Consider the following 8,401-nt stretch of genomic DNA (forward strand, 5'->3'; position numbering starts at 1 on the left):
CTCCACCCCGCCCTCCCGGTCGCGGACCCCCATATGCGGACATAACCTCCCTTCTGTGATGCGAAAAGCCACCCGTGTGCCGCGACGAGCCACCCGAGCCCTCCTCTCGGTACTGGCGGCGGCGTGGTGGCTCCTGGTGCCCGCCGTCCAGGGGGCGCAGGCCGACGACCCCGTCACCCTGTCCCGGGACGGCCAGATCACCGACCGGGTGGACGCCCTCGGCGACCGCCGCCCCGCCGTGGTCCAGGCCCTCGGCCGGCTCTACGACGCCCGGCGCGTCCAGCTCTTCGTCGTCTACGTCCGCGACTTCTCCGGGCGCGGCGGACAGGACTGGGCCGACGCCACCGCCCAGCGCAACGGCCTGGGCGCCGACGACCTGCTCCTCGCCGTCGCCACCCACGACCGCCGGTACGGCTACTCCGCCGACCCGGCCTCCCGCTTCACCCGCGCCCAGCTCGACGACGTCGCCCGCACCGCGATCGAACCCGCGCTCCGGCAGAACGACTGGGCGGGCGCCGCCATCGGCGCCGCCGACGGCTACACGGCCGTCCTCGCCGACCTGCCCGTGCCCGTCCCCGTCATCACCCCCGGACCCGCCGACCCCGGACCCGCCCCCGACGACGGCGGCTCCGCCACCGACCTGGTGCTGCCCGTGGTGCTCGTCGGCGGCGCCGGGGCCGTGGCGGCGTACGCGTACGTCAAGAGGCGCCGCAGGACCGAGACCCGCACCACCCCCGGCGGCGACCGGGGCTGGGGCCCGCCCGCCGAAACCGCCCCGCCGTCCCTCGACGCGCTCGACGGGGAGGCCCGCAGGGCCCTGGTCGCCACCGACGACGCCGTCCGCACCAGCAGGGAGGAACTCGGCTTCGCCACCGCCCAGTTCGGCGACGAGGCCGTCCGCCCCTTCACCGAGGCGGTCGCCTTCGCCGAGGAACGGCTGACGGCCGCCTTCCGGCTGCGCCAGCGGCTCGACGACGCCTTCCCCGAGGACGACGCCACCCGCCGGGAGCTGCTCACGGAGATCCTGCGCGGCTGCGCCGAGGCCGACGCCCGGCTCGACGCCGAGACCGAGGACTTCGACCGGCTCCGGGCCCTGGAACGGACCGCGCCCGAGGCCCTGGTGGCCGTCGAGGCCGCCTTCCGCGAGCAGACCGGCCGGACGGGCACCGCCGAGGCGACCCTGGCCGCCCTGCGCGAGCGGTACGCCGACACCGCCTCCGCCCCCGTCGGCGGCGACGTCGAGCAGGCCAAGGACCGGCTGGTCTTCGCGACGGCCCATGTCAACCAGGCCCACCAGCGGATCGATGCCGGGGACAACGGCGGGGCCGCCGTCCACATCCGGGCCGCCGAGGGAGCCGTGGACCAGGCGGCCCGGCTGATCGGGGCCGTGGACCGGCGGGCCCGGGAACTGGCCGAGGCGGCCGGCCGGCTGACCGGGGCCCTCGCCGAGACCGACGCCGACCTCGCGGAGGCCCGGGGGCTGCTGGAGGGCACCCGGGACGGCGCGGTCACCGCGGACCTCCGGGGCCGGATCGCCCGCGCCGAGTCGGTGCTCACCGAGGTCCGGCGCACCGTGGACACCGGACGGTACGACCCGATCGACGCGCTCCGCCGGGTCGAGGAGGCCGACACGGCGCTCGACGAGGCCCTGGCGGGGGCCAGGGAGCACGCCTCGGGCGACCGGCGCGCCCGTGCGCTCCTCGGCCAGGCGATGCTGACGGCCCGCTCGGCGGTCGGCGCCGCCGCGGACTACGTCACCACGCACCGGGGCGCGGTCGGGGCCGAGGCCAGGACCCGGCTGGCCGAGGCCCAGCGGCATCTGGAGGAGGCCGGGGCGCTGGCCGGGGCCGACGAACCGGCCGCCGCCCTCGCCGAGGCCCAGCGGGCGGACGCGCTCGCCCGCCGCGCCCAGGACCTCGCCGAGCGGGACGTACGGACCTACGGCAACCCGAACGGCCCCGGAGACGGCCCCGGTCCCGGCGGGCCCGGCGGGCCGTTCGGGACGGCCGGAACCGGTGGCGGGCTCGGCGGCGCGGTGCTCGGCGGCATCATCCTCGGCGGGCTGTTCGGCGGCGGACGCGGCGGATACGGCCGGGGTCCCCGCGGCTCCGGGGGCTCCGGCGGGCCCGGCAGCTTCGGCGGCAGCGGCACCCGCGGCCGGCTCGGCGGTGGCGGCCGCTTCTGAGCCCCGGCGGCGACCGGAACGACGACCTCACGCCCGTACCCCCACTCCCCCCACTCCCCCACCCTCTCCCTCCCCTCTCCGTCCCCCACAAGGAGCAGCGCCATGAGCAAGCAGACCGTCCTCGGCCGGGTGACCCAACTGGCGAAGGCCAACATCCACGCCCTGCTCGACCAGGCGGAGGACCCGCAGAAGATGCTGGACCAGCTGGTACGCGAGTACACGGGCAACATCGGGGAGGCGGAGGAGGCGGTCGCCTCGACCATCGGGAACCTCCGGCTGATGGAGCAGGACCACCAGGAGGACGTGGCGGCGGCGAAGGAGTGGGGCGGCAAGGCGCTCGCCGCCAGCCGGAAGGCCGACGCGCTGCGCGGCGCCGGACAGACGGCGGAGGCGGACCGCTTCGACAACCTGGCGAAGGTGGCGCTCGGCCGTCAGCTCCAGTCGGAGAAGGAGGCGCGGACGGCGGAGCCGACGATCGCCGCCCAGACCGAGGTGGTGGCGAAGCTGCGGACCGGCCTCGACCAGATGCGGGCCAAGCTGGGCGAGCTGACGGCCAAGCGGGACGAACTGGTGGCCCGCGCCCGGTCGGCGCGGGCACGGAACACGATGACGGACGCGGTGCGGAACATCGACGTCCTCGACCCGGCCGGCGAACTGGGCCGGTTCGAGGACAAGGTGCGCCGGGAGGAGGCGCGGGCCCTGGGCAAGGAGGAACTCGCGGCCTCCTCCCTCGACGCGCAGTTCGAGCGGTTGGACGCGCTGGGCGACACCGCCGAGATCGAGGCCCGGCTGGCCGCGCTCAAGGAGTGACGGCCGGGACCGGGACGACGACCGGTCACGGCGGAACGGCTCGGGCGACGGCCGGGGCAGCCGGGACAGGGCAGGACCCGGCGGGGCCGGGACGAGGCAGGACCGGGCCGGGGCGGCCCGGGACGGGCAGGGCCGGGGCGGCCCGGGACCCCCTCAGAGCCGGGCCGGGGTTCAGAACATGCTCAGGAGCTGTTCCACCGTGGGTTCCGCCGTGCCCTCGCCGTCCGGGAGGTCCAGTTCGAACCAGACGGTCTTGCCGCGCGGGGTCCGCCGCGCGCCCCACGAGGAGCTGAGGAGCCCGACGAGCTGGAGGCCCCGGCCGCCCTCGTCGGTGTCCTTGGCGCGGCGGCGGCGCGGCTGGACGAGCCCCGCGTCCCACACCTCGCACACGAGGGTGCGGTCGCGGAGCATCCGCAGCCGGATCTCGCCCTCGCCGTACCGGAGCGCGTTGGTGACGAGTTCGCTGACGAGGAGTTCGACGGTGTCCACGAGTCCTTCGAGGCCCCAGGCCCCCAGCTGCGCGCGGGCGAGTTCCCGGGCGCGGCCGACCGAGCGGGGCTCCCTGGGCAGCTGCCAGTCGCCGACCGCCTCGCCGGGCAGTCCCTGGATCCTCGCCATGAGCAGGGCGATGTCGTCCTCGCCGTGCCCGGTGTTCAGGGTGCTGAGGACCCGGTCGCAGACGTCCTCCAGCGGGCGGACGGGGTCGGTGAGGGCCCGCTGGAAGGCGCTCAGGCCCTCGTCCAGGGGGTGGTCGCGGGACTCGACGAGGCCGTCGGTGTAGAGGGCGAGGAGCGCGCCCTCGGGCAGTTCGACCTCGACCTCCTCGAAGGGTTCGCCGCCGACGCCGAGCGGCATCCCGGGGGGTACGTCGAGCAGGGCGGCTGCCTTGCCGGGTTCGACGAGGACCGGCGGGAGGTGCCCGGCGTTGGCGAAGGTGCAGCGGCGGGTCACCGGGTCGTAGACGGCGTAGACGCAGGTCGCGAGGTAGACCTCGGAGAGTTCGGGGCCCCGGCCCTTGTGGGTGCGGGACTGCTGGGCGCCGATGGGGGCGCCGAGCCCCCGGGCGATCTCGTCGAGGTGGGAGAGGACTTCGGCGGGTTCCAGATCGAGCTGGGCGAGGGTGCGGACGGCGGTGCGCAGTTCGCCCATGGCGACGGCGGCGCGCAGTCCCCGGCCCATGACGTCCCCGATGACGAGGGCGGTGCGGTGTCCGGGGAGTTCGATGACGTCGAACCAGTCGCCGCCGACCTCGGTGGCGGCGGTCCCGGGCAGATAGCGGCAGGCGATGTCGAGTCCGGCCGCCTCCGGGTCGCCGGGCGGCAGGAGGCTGCGCTGGAGGATGAGGGCGCGCTCGTGCTCGCGGCGGTAGAGGCGCGCGTTGTCGATGGAGACGGCGGCGCGGGCGGCGAGTTCGGCGGCGAGGGCCCGGTCGCGCTCGCCGAAGGGTTCGCTGCCCTTGGTGCGGGAGAACCGGACGAGGCCGACGACGGTGTCGTGGGCGGTCATCGGGACGACCAGGGTGGACCGGACGAGGTCGCCCCCGGAGCCGGGCACGGTCCGGAGGCGGCCGGTCCGCAGGGCTCCGGCGCACGGCGAGTTGAAGGGGTAGCGGTGGACGGCGCCGACCTCGATGTGTTCGGGGCCGCAACAGCCGCTGCCGGGTTCGTGGTCGCCGTCGGTTCTCAGGGCGGCGTCCGAGACGGCGCTGGCGAAGGCGACCCTGCGCAGTTCGGCGCTGCCCGCTCCGTAGCCGATGTCGTGGGAGCTGCCCCACCGGCCCGGTGGTGCTTCGTCGCCGGTGAGCAGGCCCTGGTAGAGGTCGACGGAGGCCAGGTCGCAGAAGCCGGGGACGGCGACGTCGAGGAGGGCGCGGGCGGTGGCCTCCAGGTCGAGGGAGTTGCCGATGCGGGCGCCCGCCTCGTTGAGGAGGGCGAGGTTGCGGCGGGCGCTGGCGGCTTCCCTGGCGGTGTTGTGGCGGCGGGTGATGTCGATGCCGAGGCCCGCGACGCCGATGGGGCGGCCCGAGCCGCTGTGCACCCGGTAGAGGTTGACGGACCAGTGGCGGCGGTCCCTGGCGCCGGGCGCGGCGCCGACGATCTCGAAGTCGGTGACGGACTCCCCGGTGTCGAGGACCCTGCGGAGGGCGGCGGTCAGCCGGTCGGCCTCGGCGCGGCCGAGGTAGTCGTGCACGGTACGGCCCCGGTGGTCGTCGGCGGAGCCGCCGAAGACGGTGGCGAACCGCCGGTTGGCCCGCTTGACGGTGAGGTCGGTGCCGAAGAGGAGGAAACCGAAGGGGGATTGGCCGAATATCGCCTGTGAGGCGGCGAGGTCGGTCTCGATCCGGCGCAGGGCGCGCACATCGACGACGATGCAGAGCGCGGCCCGCTCCCCGCTGGGGGTCTCGCTGGGCATGACGTACATCTCGGCGATGCCTCGGGGCCGGTCCTCGCCGGGTACGCGGAACGGGACGAGGCCCGTCCACTCCTTGCCGTCGAGGATCTCCCGGACCCTGCGCCGCCCGCGCTCGCGCAGGTCGGCGGGCATGAAGGCTTCGACGGGATCCTTGCCCCTGGCCTCTTCGGCGGTGACTCCGAAGAGGTCGACGGCCCGTCGGCTCCATTGCTCGACGAGGCCGTCGGGCCCGATCGAGAAGGACGCCACCCGGATGTAGTCGTAGATGGAGCCGGGCGGGCTGCTGTGCCACATGACGCCGCCGCTCGCCGTCTCAGGTATCTCGCTCACGCGACCGTCCCCTCCAGCTCACCGCACCGGACCGGCCATGCCCGCAGTATTCAGCACCTCGGGCACCGGCGGCACGACGTTCACGATCACAGGGTGGTCTCGTTCGCCTGACGCCGAGTACCGGTGATCGTCGTCCCTTCCTGTTTACTCACCAGGCAGAGCCAGCTCGAACCATACGGTTTTGCCCTGACTTCCCTTACGGGTTCCCCAGCGGCGTGCGGAACAGGCCACGAGACCGAGTCCGCGCCCCCCTTCGTCCTCCGGTCCCGGGGCGCGTTCGGTCGGCGGATCCGGAAGCGGATCGGAGACCTCCACCAGGAGCCCAGGCGGGTGCGAGGGGTCGGCCCGGTCCCGGTCGGGGCGGACCAGACGCACTCCGATGGGCCCCGACGCGTACCGCAGGGAGTTGGTCACCAGCTCGCTGACCAGCAGGACGGTCAGATCTCCGAGCTCCGAGTCGAGTTTCCAGGCCCGCAGCGTCTCGCGCACGGCGTGGCGTGCCGTGCGCACGGCGTTCGCCTCCGCCGGGAAGTTCCACTCGGCGCGGTCGCCGTCGGTGTCGATCACACCCGATCACTTCCCCAGCCGTGCGTCAGCAGGAAGGCCCACGTCCTCTTCCAACGGGTCATTCAGGACATACCCGTAATTTGGTACGAGATATCGCGCTGGGCGCAACAGCGGGCGCACGGTGGCACGAACGGCGTAGGGACTCAGCCGTGTGCTCCGGTCACGGGGGTCGCGGGGAGCCCGCGCGCGGCTTCCGCGACGGCGGGCCGGTCCTGGTCGAGCCAGTCGACGGAGTCCAGTTCGGCCCGGGTCAGCCAGCGGAGTTCGTCGTGGTCCTCCAGCGGGCGGGGTTCACCGGAGAGCAGCCGGGCGGTCCACACCCGCAGGACGTAGCCGGGTTTGAGCGGCCATTCGCCGGGGATGCGCTCCCCCGGTTCGACCTCGACGCCGAGTTCCTCGCGCAGTTCCCGGACGAGGGCCGCCTCGGGGGTCTCGCCCGGTTCGAGCTTGCCGCCGGGCAGTTCCCAGCGGCCCGCCAGCTCGGCGGGGGCGCTGCGGCGGGCGGCGAGGAGCCGCCCCCGGTCGTAGAGGGCGCCCGCGACGACCACGACGGGCCCGGGGGGCGGGGTGGGGCGGGAGGTGCGATCCGTCATGGGCGCGAGCCTAGCCCGGCCACGGCCCCAGGCCCGGTCCCGGGCCGGGGCGCCCGGCCCGCGAGGCGCTCGGCGGGGCCGTCGGAGCCCGGGGCCTCGGAGCCCGGGGCCGGGCGGGCCACCGGCGCTCTCGCCCGCGCGGGCCGTCGGGGCCGGTCGCCCTGTCCGGAGCGTGCTCGCCGGAGGGGCGGGCCGGTCGGGGCCGTCAGGACCTGGGGCCGGGCGGGGTCCGGCGGGTCAGAGGGCGGGGCTGCCGATGCGCTCGACCCAGTAGAGCTGCTTGTGGCCCCGGTCGTCGAGGCTGTCGGCGATCTTCTGCGCTTCGTCCTCGGTCGCGTACCGCCCCACCCGGTAGCGGTTGCCGTTGTCGTCCTGCCGGACGACGAGCCAGACGAGGACGGGGCCGCTTTCGGTCATCTGACTTCTCCCTCCGCCGGTCCGGGCGCCGCCAAGGGTCTCCGGGAAACCTCGATCCGCATATGCCGGAGCTTACGCCTGACCTTCACACAGCGGATACGGAATTGCACGAAGAGATACGGATCGGCCGGGAACCGACGGAAGGCGGCCGACCCTGACACCGGGGGCCCCGCCCCCTGAACCGCCGCCCCCGGAGCCGGTACGTCCCCCGCGCGCACTCCTTGGCCCCTCACCGCGAACGTCCCCGCAGTTGGCGCCATGGAAGGCGCCCCATCCGGCGGCCCGCCTCCGGGACACACGAGCCGATCCCCCGCGCCGGAAGCCCGCGAAAGGTCCACCCCTCCGCCCGGAGGACGGGTGGCGCGTTCCCCGACGGGGCCGGGTGGCCCACGGGCACGAGGCGTCCGGGGGGCGGACGGGGACGACACGTGGGGACGCGGGAGACACGGGCGGACACGGGGGACGCAGGCGGACGCGGGGCGACCGTAGCGAAGGAAGACCAGGGTGGCCGAGCCGGAGGCGAACGCGGCGGACACGGGCGGGCGCGGGCGGGCGCAGCGCGACCGGCCGTCGCGGGCACCCGACCAGCGGCAGCGAGGGCGCCGACCGCCAGGCACGAGCGTGCGTGCCAGACGTCGCCAGGCAGGCGGGACTTTCGAAACACGGCCTAAAGCGTGTTGCAGAAGGTTGTGTCTGGGCAGGTCAGGGCCGGTTTCGGGCTGGTCTGGTCATGCTGCCATGGCGAGGTTGTGCATGTGGGCGACGGCTTGGACGGCGTGGTGGAGGCCGTTGCCGCGCTGTCGGCAGTCGCGGAGGATCTTGTAGTGCTTCATGCGGGCGAAGGCGTGCTCGACGCGGGCCCTGACCTTGCGGTGTTCGGCGTTGTCTTCCTCTTCGCCGGGTAGCAGCGCTCGGCCGGGGCGTTTGCGGTGTGGGACGACGAGTCCGGTGTTGATGTAGGCGCCGTCGGCCAGCACGGTCATGCCCTGGCAGACGGTGGCCAGGCCGGAGTCCCGCCAGGCCTTCGCGTCCGCGGTGTTGCCGGGCACCGGCCGTGCCGCCGCGATCACCAGCTTGGTGTCGGCGT

At 74.8% G+C, this 8,401-nt stretch carries 7 protein-coding genes; 2 read left to right on the forward strand and 5 right to left on the reverse strand.

From position 1 onward, the window contains the following. Positions 1-58: 58 nt before the first annotated feature. Positions 59-2,185, forward strand: coding sequence for a TPM domain-containing protein (locus ACIO92_RS17615; RefSeq protein WP_402281852.1), 2,127 nt, complete (start codon positions 59-61; stop codon positions 2,183-2,185). Between the two features lie 102 nt (positions 2,186-2,287). Next, complete coding sequence (locus ACIO92_RS17620; RefSeq protein ID WP_401242687.1) at positions 2,288-2,995, forward strand: PspA/IM30 family protein; 708 nt, start codon at positions 2,288-2,290, stop codon at positions 2,993-2,995. A 171-nt stretch (positions 2,996-3,166) separates the two neighbouring features. On the opposite strand, the gene ACIO92_RS17625 is transcribed toward ACIO92_RS17620, so the two are convergent. The 5 genes from ACIO92_RS17625 to ACIO92_RS17645 all read right to left on the reverse strand — a co-directional run. Then, positions 3,167-5,701, reverse strand: a complete 2,535-nt coding sequence (locus tag ACIO92_RS17625; RefSeq protein ID WP_402281850.1) for a SpoIIE family protein phosphatase — start codon at positions 5,699-5,701, stop codon at positions 3,167-3,169. A 180-nt stretch (positions 5,702-5,881) separates the two neighbouring features. Continuing rightward, positions 5,882-6,304 carry an ATP-binding protein gene (locus ACIO92_RS17630; RefSeq protein WP_366440117.1) on the reverse strand — a complete coding sequence of 141 codons (423 nt, stop codon included), beginning with the start codon at positions 6,302-6,304 and terminating at the stop codon, positions 5,882-5,884. A 143-nt stretch (positions 6,305-6,447) separates the two neighbouring features. Then, the gene (locus ACIO92_RS17635; RefSeq protein WP_366440116.1) at positions 6,448-6,897 is read right to left on the reverse strand and encodes a (deoxy)nucleoside triphosphate pyrophosphohydrolase; all 450 of its coding nucleotides are present in this window, start codon (positions 6,895-6,897) and stop codon (positions 6,448-6,450) included. A 237-nt stretch (positions 6,898-7,134) separates the two neighbouring features. Next, positions 7,135-7,314, reverse strand: a complete 180-nt coding sequence (locus ACIO92_RS17640) for an SPOR domain-containing protein (RefSeq protein WP_366440115.1) — start codon at positions 7,312-7,314, stop codon at positions 7,135-7,137. A gap of 728 nt (positions 7,315-8,042) precedes the next feature. Next, positions 8,043-8,401: transposase family protein (locus ACIO92_RS17645; protein WP_402281586.1), on the reverse strand; the 359-nt coding region annotated here is incomplete at its 5' end.

This window comes from Streptomyces sp. NPDC087215, assembly GCF_044744885.1.
Classification (GTDB): Bacteria; Actinomycetota; Actinomycetes; order Streptomycetales; family Streptomycetaceae; genus Streptomyces.